The 17,241-nt window shown below is 67.0% G+C and carries 14 protein-coding genes and 1 tRNA gene; 12 read left to right on the top strand and 3 right to left on the bottom strand.

Annotation, left to right across the window (positions count from 1 at the left end; translation table 11 throughout):
* Window positions 1–5 precede the first annotated feature (5 nt).
* The 11 genes from AC1D3B_RS04905 (at window position 6) to AC1D3B_RS04855 (ending at window position 12,954) form a co-directional block, all read left to right on the top strand.
* Entirely contained in the window at window positions 6–320 is a 315-nt protein-coding gene (locus AC1D3B_RS04905) for a hypothetical protein (protein ID WP_478189532.1), read from the top strand.
* 84 nt (window positions 321–404) lie between these two features.
* The gene (gene fdnG / locus AC1D3B_RS04900) at window positions 405–3,476 is read left to right on the top strand and encodes a formate dehydrogenase-N subunit alpha (protein WP_478189531.1); all 3,072 of its coding nucleotides are present in this window, start codon (window positions 405–407) and stop codon (window positions 3,474–3,476) included.
* 150 nt (window positions 3,477–3,626) lie between these two features.
* Window positions 3,627–4,550 (top strand): formate dehydrogenase subunit beta, encoded by a 924-nt coding sequence (gene fdxH, locus AC1D3B_RS04895; RefSeq protein WP_478189530.1) that lies wholly within the window; start codon window positions 3,627–3,629, stop codon window positions 4,548–4,550.
* Window positions 4,551–4,562: 12 nt separating this feature from the next.
* Window positions 4,563–5,213 (top strand): formate dehydrogenase subunit gamma, encoded by a 651-nt coding sequence (locus AC1D3B_RS04890; RefSeq protein ID WP_478189529.1) that lies wholly within the window; start codon window positions 4,563–4,565, stop codon window positions 5,211–5,213.
* Complete coding sequence (gene fdhE / locus AC1D3B_RS04885) at window positions 5,210–6,217, top strand: formate dehydrogenase accessory protein FdhE (protein WP_478189528.1); 1,008 nt, start codon at window positions 5,210–5,212, stop codon at window positions 6,215–6,217. Before AC1D3B_RS04890 ends, fdhE begins: the two co-directional genes overlap by 4 nt.
* The gene (selA, locus tag AC1D3B_RS04880) at window positions 6,217–7,665 is read left to right on the top strand and encodes an L-seryl-tRNA(Sec) selenium transferase (protein ID WP_478189527.1); all 1,449 of its coding nucleotides are present in this window, start codon (window positions 6,217–6,219) and stop codon (window positions 7,663–7,665) included. The genes fdhE and selA overlap by 1 nt, the downstream gene beginning before the upstream one ends.
* Window positions 7,666–7,697: 32 nt before the next feature.
* The gene (locus tag AC1D3B_RS04875) at window positions 7,698–8,813 is read left to right on the top strand and encodes an acyl-CoA dehydrogenase family protein (RefSeq protein WP_478189526.1); all 1,116 of its coding nucleotides are present in this window, start codon (window positions 7,698–7,700) and stop codon (window positions 8,811–8,813) included.
* A 12-nt stretch (window positions 8,814–8,825) separates the two neighbouring features.
* Window positions 8,826–9,686 (top strand): phosphate/phosphite/phosphonate ABC transporter substrate-binding protein, encoded by an 861-nt coding sequence (locus AC1D3B_RS04870; RefSeq protein ID WP_478189525.1) that lies wholly within the window; start codon window positions 8,826–8,828, stop codon window positions 9,684–9,686.
* The gene (locus AC1D3B_RS04865; protein WP_478189524.1) at window positions 9,652–10,869 is read left to right on the top strand and encodes a ferritin-like domain-containing protein; all 1,218 of its coding nucleotides are present in this window, start codon (window positions 9,652–9,654) and stop codon (window positions 10,867–10,869) included. Before AC1D3B_RS04870 ends, AC1D3B_RS04865 begins: the two co-directional genes overlap by 35 nt.
* A 2-nt stretch (window positions 10,870–10,871) precedes the next feature.
* Window positions 10,872–12,833: a selenocysteine-specific translation elongation factor gene (gene selB / locus AC1D3B_RS04860; RefSeq protein ID WP_478189523.1), complete on the top strand. Its 1,962-nt coding sequence runs from the start codon at window positions 10,872–10,874 to the stop codon at window positions 12,831–12,833.
* Between the two features lie 28 nt (window positions 12,834–12,861).
* Window positions 12,862–12,954: transfer RNA gene (locus AC1D3B_RS04855), tRNA-Sec, on the top strand.
* Between the two features lie 9 nt (window positions 12,955–12,963).
* Here AC1D3B_RS04855 and AC1D3B_RS04850 read toward each other — a convergent pair.
* Complete coding sequence (locus tag AC1D3B_RS04850) at window positions 12,964–14,280, bottom strand: NAD(P)-binding domain-containing protein (protein WP_478189522.1); 1,317 nt, start codon at window positions 14,278–14,280, stop codon at window positions 12,964–12,966.
* A 275-nt stretch (window positions 14,281–14,555) separates the two neighbouring features.
* Between AC1D3B_RS04850 and AC1D3B_RS04845 the strand changes: the two genes are divergently transcribed.
* A complete protein-coding gene (locus AC1D3B_RS04845; RefSeq protein ID WP_478189521.1) occupies window positions 14,556–15,143 on the top strand; it encodes a hypothetical protein in 588 nt (195 codons plus the stop codon).
* A 142-nt stretch (window positions 15,144–15,285) separates the two neighbouring features.
* Here the strand turns inward: AC1D3B_RS04845 and AC1D3B_RS04840 are convergent, their stop codons facing one another.
* Together AC1D3B_RS04840 and AC1D3B_RS04835 are read right to left on the bottom strand one after the other, a co-directional pair.
* Window positions 15,286–16,773 carry an arylsulfatase gene (locus AC1D3B_RS04840; protein ID WP_478189520.1) on the bottom strand — a complete coding sequence of 496 codons (1,488 nt, stop codon included), beginning with the start codon at window positions 16,771–16,773 and terminating at the stop codon, window positions 15,286–15,288.
* Window positions 16,774–16,839: 66 nt separating this feature from the next.
* A complete protein-coding gene (locus AC1D3B_RS04835; protein ID WP_478189519.1) occupies window positions 16,840–17,235 on the bottom strand; it encodes a hypothetical protein in 396 nt (131 codons plus the stop codon).
* Window positions 17,236–17,241: the final 6 nt, after the last annotated feature.

The following is a 17,241-nucleotide window of genomic DNA, read 5'->3' as shown; positions in this document are numbered from 1 at the left end:
AGCCAATGGGACCGATTGCCCGCATAGGCCTCACCGCCTCATTGCTCGCGCTGGCCGCGTGCGATCGGGGTGCGCCAGCCGCGCCCCCCACATCGGCTCCCTCGTCGCCGGCAGCCAGCGGCGCGGCGACCGAAGCCATCAAGCCGCATTCCGGCGATCTTCCGCAGTCATCCACCCCTTCCGGGCCCGCCGAAGGCGCCACCGCCATCGGCGGCGTCACGGGCGGCAGGCAGGATGGCGGCGCTGCATCGGGCGGCGCGCCCGCACCCACAGGCGGTGACGGCGCAACGAAGTCCGAAACCACTCCTCCGAAGAAGTAGGCCGCAGACCGTGCCCACTCCCGACACCTTTTCCCCTGGCAATCCGACGTCACGCGCGGCAAGCTGGCCGCAGGAGGCTCCACGATGGACATGAACCGAAGGCAATTCTTCCGCGTCAGCGGCGCCGGGCTGGCGGCGTCCAGCCTGGTCGCACTCGGCTTCTCGCCGACGCAGGCGCTGGCGGAAGCGCGCAACTTCAAGCTGGCCCGTGCCACCGAGACACGCAACACGTGTCCGTACTGCTCGGTCGGCTGCGGCGTCATCATGTACAGCCTGGGCGACATGGCGAAGAACGTCACCGCCGAGATCATTCACATCGAAGGCGATCCGGACCATCCGGTGAACCGGGGCACGCTGTGCCCCAAGGGCGCGGGCCTGCTCGACTTCGTGCACAGCCCCAGCCGCCTCAAGTGGCCGGAAGTGCGCGAGCCCGGCAGCACCGAATGGAAGCGGGTCTCGTGGGACGAGGCCATGTCGCGCATCGCCAAGCTGATGAAGGCCGACCGCGACGCGAACTTCATCGCCAGGAACGACGACGGCCTGCCGGTCAATCGCTGGATCAGCACCGGCATGCTGTGCGCCTCTGCATCCTCCAACGAAACGGGCTACATCACGCACAAGACGATGCGCTCGCTGGGGATGCTCGTCTTCGACAACCAGGCGCGCGTTTGACACGGACCGACGGTGGCCAGTCTGGCCCCGACGTTCGGACGCGGCGCGATGACCAACCACTGGGTGGACATCAAGAACGCGGACCTGATCCTGATCATGGGCGGCAATGCCGCCGAGGCGCACCCGTGCGGTTTCAAGTGGGTGATCGAGGCCAAGCACCATAACAAGGCGAAGCTCGTCGTCGTCGACCCGCGCTTCACGCGCTCGGCGGCCATGAGCGACTTCTACGCGCCGATCCGCGCGGGCAGCGACATCGCCTTCCTGGGCGGGGTCATCAACTACCTGCTGAGCAACAACAAGATCCAGCAGGACTACGTCCGCAACTACACCAACGCGTCCTTCATCGTCGGCGAGGCCTACCAGTTCAACGACGGCCTGTTCTCCGGCTACGACGAGGCCAAGCGCCGCTACGACCCGTCGAGCTGGGGCTACGAAGTCGACGACAAAGGCTTCGCCAAGGTCGACCCCACCCTGGAGCACCCACGATGCGTGCTGCAGGTGATGAAGAAGCACTACTCGCGCTACACGCCCGAGCTGGTCAGCAGCATCACCGGCACCCCGAAGGACAAGTTCCTCAAGGTCTGCGAAATGGTCGCGACCACGGCCGTGCCGGACAAGGCCATGACGATCATGTACGCGCTGGGCTGGACGCAACACAGCCAGGGCTCGCAGATGATCCGCACCGGCGCGATCGTGCAATTGCTGCTGGGCAACATCGGCATCGCCGGCGGCGGCATGAACGCCCTGCGCGGCCACAGCAACATCCAGGGCCTGACCGACCTGGGCCTGCTGTCCAATTCGCTGCCGGGCTACCTGTCCCTGGCACGCGATACCGAGCAGGACCTCGACACCTACTACAGGACGCGCGCACTGAAGCCACTGCGGCCCAACCAGATGAGCTACTGGCAGAACTATCCCAAGTTCTTCGTCAGTCTGCAGAAGGCCTGGTGGGGCAATGCGGCCACGGCCGAGAATTCCTGGGCCTACCACTACCTGCCGAAGTTCGACAAGCTCTACGACGTGCTGCAGGCCTTCGAGCTGATGAGCCAGGGCAAGCTGAACGGCTACATCTGCCAGGGCTTCAACCCTGTGGGGTCGTTCCCGAACAAGAAGAAGATCATCGCGGGGCTGTCGAAGCTCAAGTTCCTGGTCACCATCGATCCGCTCAACACCGAGACCTCCGAGTTCTGGAAGAACTTCGGCGAGCACAACGACGTGAAAAGCGCCGACATCCAGACCACGGTGTTCCGCCTGCCGTCCACCTGCTTCGCGGAAGAAGACGGCTCGCTCACCAACTCGGGCCGCTGGCTGCAATGGCACTGGAAAGGCGCACCGCCTCCGGGCGAGGCCAAGGGCGACATCGAGATCATCGCGGACCTCTTCAACCGCATCCGGACGGCCTACGTGAAGGAAGGTGGCGCGTTCCCCGACCCGATCGTCAAGCTGACCTGGCCCTACAAGATTCCGCACAGTCCTTCCGCCGAAGAGATGGCGATGGAATACAACGGCAAGGCGCTCACGGACCTGGTCGACCCCAAGGACGCGACCAAGGTCTTGGCGAAGGCCGGCGAGCAGCTGCCGGGCTTCGGCCTGCTGCGCGACGACGGCTCCACATCCGCCGGCTGCTGGATCTACACCGGCGCATGGACGCAGGCCGGCAACCAGATGGCACGGCGCGACAACGCCGACCCATGGGGCATCGGGCAGACGCTCGGCTGGGCATGGGCCTGGCCGGCGAATCGCCGCATCCTCTACAACGCCGCGTCGAGCGCGCCCGACGGCAAGCCGTGGGATGCGAGGCGCAGGCTCGTCCAATGGAACGGCACGAGCTGGGGCGGCTCGGACATTCCGGACATCCGGCCCGATGCGAACCCGGGCGATGCCGATCGGGTGCAGCCCTTCATCATGACCTCCGAAGGCGTGGCGCGGCTCTTCGCGCCCACCGGCATGGCCGAAGGCCCGCTGCCCGAGCACTACGAGCCTTTCGAATCGCCGCTCGACAACAACCCCATGCACCCGAACAACGCGAAGGCGCGGGCCAACCCCGCGGCCCGCATTTTCAAGACCGATCTGGAGGCCTTGGGCACGGCCAAGGACTTCCCCTATGTCGCGACCAGCTACCGGCTGACCGAGCACTTCCACTACTGGACCAAGAACGTCATGACATCGGCCATCATCCAGCCGCAGCAGTTCGTCGAGATCGGCGAGGAACTGGCCAAGTCCAAGGGCATTGCCCACGGGGACGTGGTGAAGGTGTCGTCCAACCGCGGCTTCATCAAGGCGGTCGCGGTGGTCACCAAGCGCATGCCGCAGTTGCAGTGCGACGGCAAAACCATCAACACGGTCGGCCTGCCCAACCACTGGGGCTTCGTGGGGCTCACCAAGCCGGGCTACCTCGTCAACACCTTGACGCCTTTCGTGGGCGATGCCAACACGCAGACGCCGGAATACAAGGCGTTCATCGTGAACATCGAAAAAGCATGACGGGACAGCCCACCCCCGAAGCGCCTGCGGCGCCTCCCCCTCAAGGGGGCGATACCGGCGGCCCGGCGGAGCCGGTTCCGCGGTATCCCTGGCCTCGGGCATGGCGGATTCAGAGGTCGGAGTTTCACCGCAACGTGGTGAGGAGCTGAAATGTCATCACTGCAAACACTCGACATCGTCGCCCGCTCGGCCACCACGACGCCCAGTCCGCAGGTGCGCACGACGCCCGAGGTGGCGAAGCTCATCGACGTCTCCAGCTGCATCGGCTGCAAGGCCTGCCAGGTGGCGTGCATGCAATGGAACGACCTGCGCGACACGGTCGGCAACAACGTGGGTGTCTACGACAACCCGGCGGACCTGTCGCCCGAGTCGTGGACGGTCATGCGATTCTCCGAAGTGGAGACGAAGCAGAACGAAGAGACCAAGCTCGAATGGCTGATCCGCAAGGACGGCTGCATGCACTGTGCGGACCCGGGCTGCCTCAAGTCCTGTCCGTCCCCCGGCGCGATCATCCAGTACGCCAACGGCATCGTCGACTTCATCAGCGAACACTGCATTGGTTGCGGCAACTGCGTGACCGGCTGCCCCTTCGACGTGCCCCGCATCAGCAAGAAGGACGACAAGGCCTACAAGTGCTCGCTGTGCTCCGACCGCGTCGGCGTCGGCCTGGAGCCCGCCTGCGTCAAGGCCTGCCCGACGGGTGCGATCCGTTTCGGCACCAAGAGCGACATGCTCGACTACGGCGCCGAGCGCATCGTCGATCTCAAGGAGCGCGGCTACGCGCAGGCGGCCGTCTACAACCCGCCGGGCGTGGGCGGCACGCACGTGATGTATGTGCTGCAGCACGGCGACAAGCCGGAGCTCTATCACGGGCTTCCGGCCGACCCGAAGATCAGTCCTTTGGTTTCCCTGTGGAAGAGCGCCGCCAAGCCGCTCGCGCTGGCCGCCATGGTCGGCGCCGCGGTGGTCGGCTTCTTCCACTACAACAAGGTCGGGCCCCTGGAGGTCGAGCAGGACGACAACCCGGATCCCACGCTGGGCGAAAAGCCCACCGAGCGCAAGACGGGCGTTTGAGGAGCAGCAGCCATGGCACGCACCATCATCCAACGCTATCCCGACCACACGCGCATGAACCACTGGGCGGTGGCCTTCCTCTTCCTCTGCGCGGGGCTGTCGGGGCTGGCCTTCTTCCATCCGTCGCTGTTCTTCTTCAGCGCCCTCTTCGGCGGCGGGCCGTGGACGCGCATCCTGCATCCCTTCTTCGGGCTGCTGATGGTGCTCGGCTTCATCCTGCTGTTCTTCCAGGTGTGGCACGAGAACACGTGGAAGCCCCACGACACCCAATGGGTCCGACAGGCCGGCGACCTGCTGAAAGGCGACGAGGACAAGATGCCGCAGGTGGGCAAGTACAACGCCGGCCAGAAGGGCGTGTTCTGGCTGTTCAGCGTCTGCCTGCTGCTCCTGCTGATCACCGGCTTCATGTTCTGGCGGCCGTGGTTCGTCGACTTCTTCCCGATCACCGTGCGGCGCATCGCGGTCGTGGTGCACGCGGCGTCGGCGGCGATCCTGGTCATCGGCGTGATCGTTCACGTCTACGCGGCGATCTGGGTCAAGGGATCGATCCGCTCGATGACGCGCGGCACCGTCAGCGACGGCTGGGCACGCAAGCACCATCCGCTCTGGTACGACCAGCTTCGCAAGCAAGGTGCCATTCAGGAGCGCAGAATAGATTCATGAGCCTGAGCCAAGCCAGTCCGCTGCTGACACCGGAAGAGATCGCCGTCCGCGCCGGGCAGCAGGTTCCGTTTCTCCAGACGCCTCGTCGCACGGAAGTCTTCGCCGAGCGCGAGATGCGCCTGCGCCAGCGCGCTGCGTCGCATCCGATGCGCGACTTCCTGATCTTCATGGCCGACCTGGCGCATGCGCAGCACGAGGTGCTTCAGGATTTCCCCACCGTGCCCTTGCCGGACGCCGCCGCGCTGGACGCCGCATCGCGGGCCGGCATGCCGCCCTTGCCCGCCATCGACTGGCCCCGCGATCCCGCCTGGCGCGCCGTGCTGCGCCGCATGCTCGACCGACTGCTGCAGCGCCTGGAAGGCAGCCCCGCGCAAGCCAGCGTGCGGGCCGTGCGCGAGATGGACGACGAGCGGCTCGAAACGCAGGCCGATCGACTGCTCAGCAACGTGATGCTCGGCCTGGACCTCGCGGCCGCACCACTCGTCGCCGCCGCACTGCAGGCGTACTGGACACACCTGGTGATCGCCACGCTGGACGCGCGTGGCGCCGACCGCCTCGCCCCCTTCGGCCGCACGGAGGACGCCACCCTCTGCCCCTGCTGCGGCAGCCGGCCGACCGCCAGCATCTCGCGCATCGAACCCAGCGCCGGCAGCTATCGCTACCTGCACTGCTCGCTGTGCTCGACGCAATGGCACATGGTGCGCATCAAGTGCAGCCATTGCGAAAGCACCAAGGGCATCCACTACCAGTCGTTGCAGCCCGTGGACGCCGACGCCTCCGGCGCACCGAAAGCGTCTGTGGAGGCTGAGACCTGCGACGAGTGCGGCCACTACCTGAAGATCGTGCACATGGAACGCGATGCGCAGGTCGAGGCCGCGGCCGATGACCTGGCCTCGGTCACGCTCGACCTCCTGGTCTCCGAAGCCGGCTTCCGCCGGCACGGCGTCAACCTGATGCTGCTCTTCGGCGACCCCGACATCCCCGACGACGGCGGAGGCGGCTGATGGCTGCGACCGACGAATCCGTGGTTCACGGTTCGAAGGCCAGGCCCCAGGATCTGCCTTCTGTGGACAAGCTGCTCCGGCTGGAGGCATCGCGTGCGCTGCTGGAGGCGAACGGCCACACGCTCGTTGCGAACGAGGCCCGCGCGCTGCTCGACGGACTTCGGGCCGGGGCGGTCGCCGGCACCCTGCCCCGCTCCGAAGTCGAGCCCGCAGCGCTCGCCAGCGCACTGGCCGCGCGCGTGCGTGCGCGGCTTGCGCCGCGCATGCGCGCCGTGCTCAACCTGACGGGCACCGTCATCCACACCAACCTGGGCCGTGCCCTGCTCGCCGATTCGGCCTTGCAGCACCTGCTGCGGGTGATGAGGGCGCCCAACAACCTCGAATACGACCTGGCATCTGGCACCCGGGGCGATCGCGACTCCCTCGTCGAAGACCTGTTGTGCACCATCACCGGCGCGCAGGCGGCCACGGTGGTCAACAACAACGCGGCCGCCGTGCTTCTTTCCATCGCCGCGCTCGCGCGTGATCGGGAAGTCATCGTCTCGCGCGGCGAGCTGGTCGAGATCGGTGGTGCCTTCCGCATGCCCGACGTGATGGCGAGCGCCGGTGCGCGCATGGTCGAAGTCGGCACCACGAACCGCACGCACCCGCAGGACTACGAGCGCGCCATCAACGCCGACACCGCGCTCGTCATGAAGGTACACACCAGCAACTACGCAGTGCAGGGCTTCACCGCCGCCGTCGACGAGGCCACGCTGGCCGGCATCGCGCATGCGCGAGGGGTGCCGCTGGCGACCGACCTGGGCAGCGGTTCGCTCATCGACCTGGCCCACTACGGCCTGCCGCGCGAACCCTTGCCGCAGGAGATGCTCGCAGCCGGTTGCGACGTCGTCACCTTCTCCGGCGACAAGCTGCTGGGCGGCCCGCAGGCCGGTCTCATCGTGGGAACCAGGGAGGCGGTAGGCCGCATCCGCAAGTTCCCGATGAAGCGCGCCCTGCGCATGAGCAAGCTGCCGTTGGCGGCGCTCGAAGCCACGCTGATGCTCTACCTGCGGCCCGAGCGTCTCGCGAGCGATCTCCCCACCCTGCGCCTGCTGACCCGGCCCGCAGATGCGATCCGCGCTCTGGCGCACACGCTGCAGCCGACGCTCGCGGCCGCGGTCGCGCCGCGATTCAGCGTCGAAGTCGTCGACCTGCTGGGTCAGATCGGCTCGGGGTCACTGCCGGTCGAGCGCCTGCCCTCGGCCGGTCTCGCGCTCGCACCGGCCGGCACGACGAAAAAAGGGGTCGGCACGTCGCTCGATGCGCTTGCCACCGCGTTGCGCGCCCTGCCCTTGCCGGTGATCGGCCGCATCGCCGAAGACCGCCTTCTCCTCGACCTGCGCTGCCTGGAAGACAGCGAACCCTTCGTTGCCCAGTTGCCGGCGCTGAAAGACCTTCTGAGCTGACATTCCCGATCCACCTCAACCTGGAAAAACCGATGGACTACCTCGACGCACTCGCCCCGATCCTCACCGGAACGCTGGAGCCGCTGGCCCTGCGCACCGACCGAGAGGGACGCTTTCCGCGAGAGGTGATCCAGACCATGGGCGAGGCCGGGCTGCTCGGGCTGGCTTCCTCCAAGGAAGTCGGCGGCATGGGTCTCGGGCTCAAGGAGGCGACGCAGGTGGTCTCGCGCATCGCGCAAAGCTGCCCGTCCACGGCGATGGTGGTGTGCATGCATTACTGCGCCACCGCCGTGATCGAGCAGTTCGGCAAGGAGCCGGTGCGCAAGGCCATCGCGGGCGGTCGGCACCTGAGCACGCTGGCGTTCTCGGAAGCCGATTCGCGCAGCCATTTCTGGGCGCCGACCGGCACCGCACGCGCCGACGGCGGCCAGGTCGTGCTCGATGCGCGCAAGAGCTGGGTGACTTCGGCCTTCGAGGCCGACAGCTATGTCTGGTCGAGCAAGCCGGTCGCGGCCGATGGCGCCAGCACCCTGTGGTGGGTCGACGCGAAGAGCGAGGGGTTGACCCAGCCCGGCGCCTTCGATGGCCTGGGCCTGCGCGGCAATGCGTCCACGCCGATCACCGCACAGGGCGTGCGCATCGCCACCGACGACCGGCTGGGCGAGGACGGCAAGGGCTTCGACGTGATGATGGGCGTCGTGCTGCCCTGGTTCTCCGTCTTGAGCGCCGCCTGCTCGGTCGGCCTCATGGACGGCGCACTCACACGGGCCATCGGCCACGTCGGCCAGACGAAGCACCTGCACCTGGGCTCCTCGCTGGCGGACCTGCCCACCATCCGCGCCTACCTGGCCCGTGCGCGCATCAAGACCGACATGGCGCAGGCCCTGCTGGACGACACCGTTGCCGCCATCGGCGCCGGGCGCGCAGACACGATGTTGCGCGTCCTGGAGGTCAAGGCCGCCGCCGGCGAGACCGCGCTGGAGGTCACCGACATCGCAATGCGCGTCTGCGGCGGCGCCGCCTTCCGCAAGGAGGCCGGCATCGAGCGCCTGTTCCGCGATGCGCGCGCGGCGAGCGTCATGGCGCCGACCTCCGACGTGCTCTACGACTTCATCGGCAAGGCCATCACCGGCCTGCCCTTGTTCTGAAGGGAACGCGCGATGTCGCAGCCGAAACTGATCATGGGCGCGGTGGCCTACGCGCCCAAGGTCGTCACCATCTGGGAAGGCTTCAAGGCCTTCTTCGCGCAGCACGGGCTCGCCTTCGACTACGTGCTGTATTCGAACTACGAGCGACAGGTCGAATCGCAATTCGACGGCACGCTGCACCTCGCGTGGAACTCGCCGCTGGCCTGGGTGCGGGCCGACCGCATCGCCCGAAGCCGTGGCCAGCAGGCGCGTGCGGTCGCGATGCGCGACACCGACTGCGACCTGCGCTCCGTCATCGTCGTTCGCGCCGACAGCCCCCTGAAAGACGTCGCGGACCTGCGCGGCAAGACGGTCGGCGTCGGCGCGATCGATTCGCCGCAGGCCACGCTGATCCCCCTGGGCCACCTGCGCAGCGCGGGCCTGGTGGGCGGACGCGACTTCACCGTGCGCCGCTTCGACGTGCTCGGCGGCAAGCATGGCGACCATATCGGCGGCGAGCGCGACGCGGCGACCGCACTCATGGCCGGCGAGGTGGATGCCTGCTGCCTGATCGACGGCAACCACCTCGCCTTCGGGCTCGATGGCACCCTGCCTGCCGGCAGCACGCGCGTCATCGCGACCACCGCGCCTTACGACCACTGCAACTTCACCACCAGTCCGGATGCGCCTGCCGAGCTCGTCGGCCACTTCGTCTCGCTGCTAATGGCGATGCGATGGGACGACCCGCAGGTTCGCCCATTGCTCGAACTGGAGGGCCTGCGCCAGTGGCGCGCCGGACGGACCAGCGGCTATGCCCTGCTCGAACGCGCGGTCGACGACGAAAACTTCTACAGCCCCGATGGCCGAATCCTTGCCGACGACTATCGATATTGAGACGCTCGGCCTGGACCAGGGCGCCCTGCTGCTGATCCGCCGCGCGCTGGCCGCGCTGCCGGTCGGCGGCGAGCTGCGCGTGCGCGGGCGGGCACCGGCCTGGGACCTTCATCTGGCGGCCTGGTGCCGGCAGCAGGGTCACCCCGTGAGCTTCGGATCGACCAGCGCCGGGCAGATGGAAGCCCGCGTGATTCGCGGCGCAGCCGCCGACGGCCGTTGGCGCGATGCGCAGCCGACCGGACATGCGCGACTCGATGCGACCGACCTCCCGGCACAGGAAGCCTCGTCGTCCTGGGGCCTCGCCGCACGCGGCGCGCTCGTCGAAGCGGGCAGTCCGCGCTTTGCCTTCGGCCTGAACCGGCGCGACGAACTGTGGGCCGCTACGGCGGGCGAGCTGTATCGGCAAGGCGCCGCCGCGCAGTGGGATCCCGAGACTGCCATCGACTGGAAGGCGCCCTTCGATCTTCCACCGGCCATCGAGGCAGCCGTGGTGCAGGTCATGACCTACCTGATCGAGAACGAGAACGCGGCGTTGCTGGTGCCGGCGCGGCACCTGGGGCAGATCCATCCGCACTACCGCGAGGTGCTGCAACTGCTGGCGCTGCAATGCGCGGACGAAGCGCGCCACGTGGAAGTGTTCACGCGCCGCGCGACGCTGCGCGGGCAGACGCCCGCCCTGTCGACTGCCGGCGGCCAGGCGTCTCTGCGCACGCTGTTCGACGCGCCGGACTTCTCGGTGTCGACCTTCCTGCTCGCGGTGCTGGGCGAAGGCAGCTTCGTGAACCTGCTCAACTTCCTGCAGGAACACGCGCCCGACCCGGTGACGCGGCAGATCGCACGACTGGCTGCCCGAGACGAGGCACGCCACGTCGCCTTCGGCATGGCCCACCTCGAACACCGCCTGGCCGCGCAGCCCAACTACCAGGTGCGCCTGCGCAACGCCGTCGAGGTGCGCTACGACGCACTGGCCGGCACCGCCGGGCTGAACGAGGAGGTGTTCGATGCGCTGGTCCTGCTGGCCGCGGGTGGGTTGACGCCCGCCGCCATCGCGCGCGGCCATGAAGCCGTGCAGCAACTCAAGCGCGACATGTCCGCGGGCCGGCGCGCGCGTCTGGCCCGGCTGGGCTTCGACCGCGGCGAAGCCGGGCGCCTCGCCGACCTGCACACCCGGAATTTCATGTAGCCATGATCATCGGAACGGCAGGCCACATCGATCACGGCAAGACCACGCTGGTGCGCGCGCTCACCGGCGTGGACACCGACCGCCTGCCCGAAGAAAAGAAGCGCGGCATCTCGATCGAACTGGGCTATGCCTTCCTCGACGTACCGGGCAGCGCGGAGGACGAGCGCATCGGTTTCATCGACGTGCCGGGCCATGAGCGGCTGGTGCACACCATGCTGGCAGGTGCGACGGGCATCGACTTCGCGCTTCTGCTGGTGGCGGCGGACGACGGCGTCATGCCGCAGACGCGCGAGCACCTGGCCGTGCTTTCGCTGCTCGGGATTTCGCGCGGCGCCGTGGCGATCACCAAGGTCGACCGGGCGGACGAAGCGCGCGTCGATGAAGTGCGTGCGCAAGTCGATGCGTTGCTGGCCCGAACGGCATTGGCAGGCGTTCCGACGCTGCCGGTGTCGGCGCAGACAGGCGTGGGCATCGTCGCGCTGCGTGAACGGCTGTTCGATGCGGCACGCGCGACACCGGGCCGTGCAGAAGGCGCTTCGGCGTTCCGCCTCGCGATCGACCGCGCGTTCACGCTCGACGGCGTCGGCACCGTCGTGACCGGCACGGTGCATGCGGGGCAGGTGCAGGTCGGCGACGAGCTTGCGCTGACGCCATCGACGCCGCCCCTGACGGCCCGCGTCCGCAGCCTGCATGCGCAGAATCGCGCCGTCACACGCGCACAGGCCGGCGAACGTTGCGCGATCGCCCTCGTCGGCATCGACAAGGAACAGGTTTCGCGCGGGCAGTGGCTGGTCGCGCGCGACAGTCCGATGGCGACCGACCGGATCGATGCCACCCTGACCCTGTGGCACGACGAAGCGAAGGCGCTGCGATCGGGCACGCCGGTGCATGTGCACCTCGGCGCCGCCGACGTGCTCGGCACGGTCGCGATCCTCGATGTGCAAGGCGGTGACGCGAAGGATGCCGCCCAGTCCATGACGCCCGGGACCACGGCGCAAGTGCAACTGGTGCTGCGTCATCCCGTGGGCGCATGGCACGGCGATCGCATCGTGCTCCGTGACAACTCGGGCAGCCGCACGCTGGCGGGAGGCCGCGTGCTGGACCCCTTCGCACCTTCGCGCTACCGCCGCACCCCGCAGCGTCTGGCGGAGCTTCGCGCCTGGTCGCAACCCGACGCAACCGCGCGCCTGGCGTCGCTGATCGATGCCGCGCCCTACGGCGTGTCTCTCCGACGCTGGGCGCTGGCGGAAGGCCTGCCCTCGCAAGCCATGCCGACCCTGCCGGAGGGCGCATTGCATGCAGCCGATGCAGAGGGCGGCGACTGGGCGCTGGCGGCGTCCCATCGTCGCGCCGCGCACGACAGCGTGCTGGCCGCGCTGGGAGACTTCCATCAACGCGAGCCGAACACACTCGGCCCGGACGCCGGGCGCCTGCGGCGGCTCGCGGCACCGCGATGGCCGGAGCCGTTGTGGCGCGCGCTGCTCTCCGATCTGCGTGCCGAAGGACACATCGTCCTTCGCGGTGCCTTCGTGCACTTGCCGGAACACGGCCTGCGTCTTTCAGCCACCGACGAGCGCCTCGCGCAAAAGGTCAAGCCCCTGATGTCGACGACCGGCTTCGAAGGCAACTGGGTGCGTGACCTCGCCCGTGACACCCACGAGAACGAAGCGCTGATGCGCACGACGCTGGCACGACTGGCACAGCGCGGCGAGATGCATCAGGTGGTGAAGGATCTCTACTATCCGCCGGACAGCATGGCGCGCATGGCGGCGATCCTGCGGAGAGTCGCCGCCGACGCCGACGGCGAGATCACGGCCGCGCAGTTCCGCGATGCCACCGGCCTGGGGCGCAAGCGTGCGATCCAGGTGCTCGAATTCTTCGACCGGACAGGCCTGCTGCGCCGGGTCGGCGATGCGCACAGGTTGCGCAGCGATACCTCGTTGTTTTCGAAGGGCGCGTCGTGACGGCGACGAGCACTTCGAGTTCGATCATGGAGGGGCAACGTCCCTGGTGGGACGGCCGGGCTTCAAACCCGGTGGGTGGCGCCATGCGTCGCCGGGTGGGTTCGACTCCCACACCCCTCCGCCCATCGGCTCAGAGTCTTAGTTCCGGAATCGGCAGGGGCTGGTCTTCCGGATAGGCCAGGGCCAACTGGCGAAACTCATCCTCCCACTGCCCTTCCGGAAAATTCGCGGGGTCCCGTTCGGCCAGGAAGGCTGGATAGTGGAAGTGGTTGAGTTTGCGCGTCAGCGGCACTGACTCCAGCGTGGCGCGACCGCGCATGTGAGACATCAACGTGCGGGTCATCAGCGCGTAGGCCCAGGGCGCCGTGCCGGTCGATTCGAGTCCCGCGGCCAGGAAGTACAGGCCGGGCTCCGCCGTTGCGACCAGCCCGCAGCCGCACTGCGCAACCAGTTCGCCGTGCCGGCGGATGCGCGACAGGGATTCATTGGCGAAAAATCCGAGGTCGATTTCGTAGCCAGTGGCCCAGAGCAGCAGGTCGGCATCGAGCGCTCCTCCGGTCGACAGCGCCACGCGCCGGCCCTCGATGCGAACCACCTCGGCGCGGTGACGCTCGATCCTGGGGTAGTTCTCGATCATGCGCCAGCGCCCCGGGACGAGCTGATCGCGACCTAGATCGAAGACGCCCTCGGGCAGGATGTCCTGAAGGCCGAATTTGGCGTAACGGGCGCGAAGCTGCTCGTCAAGGGCTGTGCTGAGTTGCTCGACGGTGGCGCCTTCCATCTGCGCCCTGGCCATGCCGCGCGGGCTGCCCGCCAGGTTCTTGGGCTTGACGCTCGGCATCATCCAGCGCGAGTTCCGGTAGACCCAGGTCACGCGGCGGGCCTCATGCTCGAAGCACAGGTCGAGCAGGTCCAGGGCCGAGGCGCCGCCGCCGACCACGACGACATCCCGTCCCCGCAGGTCCGAGGCCTCCCGCAGTTGCGAGGAATGCAGTTCGCGCAGCGTGACGGCTTCGCGCTCGGGCGCCGGGATGATCGGACGATTGTGGGCACCGGTGGCGCAGACCAGGTATCTGGCGCGAAAGGTGTTCCCGGACGTCTCGACGATCCATTCGTCGCCGTCGCGGCTGGCGCGCGTGACTTCGGTGCCGAGTCGCATCGAGCTGGCGAGGCCGAAGCGCTCCACCCAGGCCTCGATGTTGTCGCGGATGCTGGCCTGGTCCTCCCCCGCGATCGGTAGATCGCCCAGGGTCCAGTCGCAGCGGCCGAACTGGATGTCCTGCCATGGCGGGAGCGTGGCCCAGAGGCCGCCGACCACGTCCTGGCGCTCCAGCAGCAGTGCGTTCAGCCCTGCCTTGCGCGCATAGTGAAGCGTCATCACCCCGCCGATACCTGCGCCGATGATGACGAGGTCGAGCGGTTCACCGCTCGAATGCTGTTCTTCCATCCGGCTCTCCCTGGAGACATGCAAGTGGCCGATGGTAGGTCAGCGCGGCACGCTGCGGTGCGACTTCGGCCGGAACCGATGCGGCGGGTCGCATCCAACAGGATCACGTACGTGTTCATGCGTGGCCGTGCGGATGGCGCGCGGCCCTGCAAAGGGGAAAATCTTCGACCGGAGTGCAAGCGATCACTGCGAGGAATATTCGGTTTTGTCCATGTCGCACGTGGCGAAAGCGTTCCGTCTACCTGATCTACCCGAAAGTGAAAGGAAAACGTGAAATGAAAACAACCCGCTACGCAGCGCTCGCGCTGGCTTCGGCCCTGGCCTTCACCGCGCCGGCCATGGCGCAGCCGAACACGCCTTCGGCCAATCCCCATGTCCTGGATATCCAGGACATGATGAAGGGGATCAACATCTCCGCATTGGTGACGGCGATCGACCCGAAGAACCGCATCGTCACCTTGAAGGGACCGGAAGGAAATGAATTCGCGGTGATGGTCGACGCGAGGGTCAAGAACCTGGCCCAGGTCAAGGTCGGCGACATGGTGGATGTCACCTACATCCAATCCGTGGCGCTCGACTTCCAGAAGGGCGACGGCATTCGCATGGCCACGCAGACGCGCGCCGTCGACCGCGCCCAGGCCGGACAGCTTCCCGGCGGGGCCGCGATGAAGCAGACGACGATGGTGTCGAACATCTGGGCGGTCAATGAGGCCAAGGGCACCGTGTTGGTCCGGGGCCCCTTCGGTCACTTCACGGAAGTGAAGCTGAAGGACCCGGCCATGCTCAGCGGCGTTAAGGTCGGCGACCAGATGAAGATGACCATCACGCAGGCCATCGCCACGTCGGTGGTAAGAAAGAGCTGAAGCCAGCTCCCGGGCAGTTCCGACTGCCCGCCCCCCAACGAAAAAGCCTGGTCCGGCACAGTCCGAACCAGGCTTGATTCATTCCCGCTGGCGCACGCCACAAGCCCCCTTGGGGGGAGGCGCCGCAGGCGCCTCGGGGTGGTCAATGTGCAGCGCTTGAGGACTCCTGCAGCTTCCGCATCAGCTCATCCAGGTTGAACGAACCAGGCTTCTGCCGCGGCGGGAACTTCTCGAACGCTTCCATCTGGTTCGCGACGGCACCCTGCATCGCGTAGATGATGTAGGCATGCGAGATGACCCAGTCCCAGTAGGTGTTCGAGTTCTCGTCGGCCCGCTCGAACGGATCGCGGCGCAGGTTGAATATCTTCGGCGCCCGGTACTTCACGAAGGGCTCGAACCAGCATTGCAGGGTCTTGGCACGCTGCTCCATCAGCACGACCTTCCAGTCCTTCATGCGGATGGCCATGATGTCCCCGTCGTCGCTGATGTAGAAGAAGAACTGCCTCGGGCTCTCCTGCGCCTGCCCCGTCAGGTACGGCAGCATGTTGTAGCCGTCGATGTGCACCTTGAAGCTCTTCTCGCCGACCTTGCAACCCTTGACGAGTTTGTCCTTGACATCGTCCTCGCCGACCGCGGCCAGCAGCGTCGGCAGCCAGTCCTGGTGGGACACGATGCCGTTGATGACGGTGCCGGCCTTGAACTTGCCGGGCCAGCGGACGAAGCACGGCACGCGCCAGCCGCCTTCCCAGTTGGTGTTCTTCTCGGCCCTGAAGGGCGTGATGCCCGCATCGGGCCAGCTGTTGTAGTGCGGGCCGTTGTCGGTCGAATACATGACGATGGTGTCGTCGGCGATGCCGAGCTGGTCGAGCTTGTCGAGCATCTCCCCGATGTGCTCGTCGTGCGCCACCATCACGTCGTTGTAGTCGCCCTGCCCGCTCTTGCCCTTGTGCTTCTCGGCGCAATGCGTCCTGAAGTGCATCGCCGTGGTGTTGTACCAGAGGAAGAAGGGCTTGCCGTCGGCGTGGCACTTGTCGATGAACTTGAGCGCCCTCTCGGTGGTCTCGTCGTCGATGGTTTCCATGCGCTTCTTGGTCAGTGCGCCGGTGTTCTCGATCGTCTGCCCGCCCTTGCCGTCGGCCAGGCAATGCAACACGCCGCGCGGGCCGAAGCGCTTCTTGAACTCGGGATCCTTCGGGTAGTCCGGATCCTCGGGCTCTTCCTCGGCGTTGAGGTGGTAGAGGTTGCCGAAGAACTCGTCGAACCCGTGCATCGTGGGCAGATACTCGTCCTTGTCACCGAAGTGGTTCTTGCCGAACTGCCCGCATGCATAGCCGTGCGGCTTGAGCATCTCGGCGATGGTCGGGTCTTCCGCGTGCAATCCGACCGAGGCGCCCGGCATGCCGACCTTGGTCAAGCCGGTCCGGATGGGGTTCTGTCCCGTGATGAAGGCGGCCCGGCCCGCCGTGCAGCTTTGCTGCGCGTAGTAGTCAGTGAACGCGACGCCTTCATTGGCTACGCGATCGATGTTGGGCGTGCGGTAACCCATCTGGCCGCGGCTGTTGTAGCTGATGTTCCACCAGCCCACGTCATCGCCCCAGAGAATCAGGATGTTGGGCTTCTTCGTTGTCATGATTGCTTCCTCAACGTTGGTTGGCGAGGTGCCAGGTCACCTCGAAAAAATGCCCTGGAGATGTGCTCAGCTGTGCGGCCGATGACGCAGGATGCGATTCACCAGGCTGCGGAATACGAGGTAAGGCAAGACTGCAAGGATCACCGCGACCATCACAGCCTCGCCGGGATAGAACCAGCGGACCTGGATGAACTGGTAGACACCGTCCATGACGATGGCCACGATGAAGACCTTCCCGATGTCCCGCCAGCCTTCGCGCAACAGCGTCTTTCGGTGCTCGCGATCACCCACGAGCGCCCACAGGTAGAGCGGCCGCCCGTCGCGTGCGTCCTGCCGTCCGGCCCTGTAGGCAAAGAAGGCGGCAACCGCCGGCTGGAGGATGAAACGGAAGGCGAGCGGCGCGTGACGGCCGCTCGTGATGTCGTCCCAGATGCGCATCCAGATTTCCAGCATCACGTCCATGATCGG

Source organism: Variovorax sp. P5_A3 (assembly GCF_056400665.1).
This window is presented reverse-complemented; position numbering and strand designations above follow the sequence as displayed.